Origin of the sequence: Streptomyces sp. BE303, from assembly GCF_036290945.1 — a bacterium.
Taxonomy (GTDB): Bacteria; Actinomycetota; Actinomycetes; order Streptomycetales; family Streptomycetaceae; genus Kitasatospora.
Map to the genome: position 1 here is coordinate 1 of NZ_JAQYWZ010000111.1, position 531 is coordinate 531.

The following is a 531-nucleotide window of genomic DNA, read 5'->3' on the forward strand; positions in this document are numbered from 1 at the left end:
ACCAGCCAGAGCAGTTCCTCCCACGACATGTCGAAGGAGAACGACACCGTGTGGGCGATCCGCAGGCGCCGGCCGCCGGCCGAGGCCACCACCGGGTCGAAGATCTCCTGCCGGTGGTTCAACTGCATGTTGGTCAGACCCTGGTACGGCGTCACGACACCCTTCGGACGCCCGGTGGAACCCGAAGTGAAGATCACGTACGCGGCCGCGTCCGGGTCGACGGTGAGGCCGAGCGGGGTCGCCGGAAGGGCGGCGAGCTCGGCCTCGGTCTCCGGGGAGTCCAGCAGCAGGCGCTCGACGCCGGGAGCCTCGGGCATCCGGTCCACGGCGGCGGAGCTGGTCACCAGGCAGACCGGGGCGGTGTCCTCGACCATGAAGGCCAGCCGGTCCACCGGGTAGTCCAGCTCCAGCGGCAGGTACGCCGCACCGCTGCGCAGCACCGCGAACAGCGACGCCACCATCTCCAGCGAACGCGGCAGCCCCAGCGCCACCACCTGCTCCGGACCGGCACCCCGCGCCACGAACAACCGC

At 71.2% G+C, this 531-nt stretch carries 1 protein-coding gene; it reads right to left on the minus strand.

Annotated elements, in window-relative coordinates; genetic code table 11:
• A partial coding sequence (locus PUR56_RS00415) for an AMP-binding protein (RefSeq protein ID WP_329947362.1) occupies positions 1-531 on the minus strand: 531 nt, incomplete at both ends.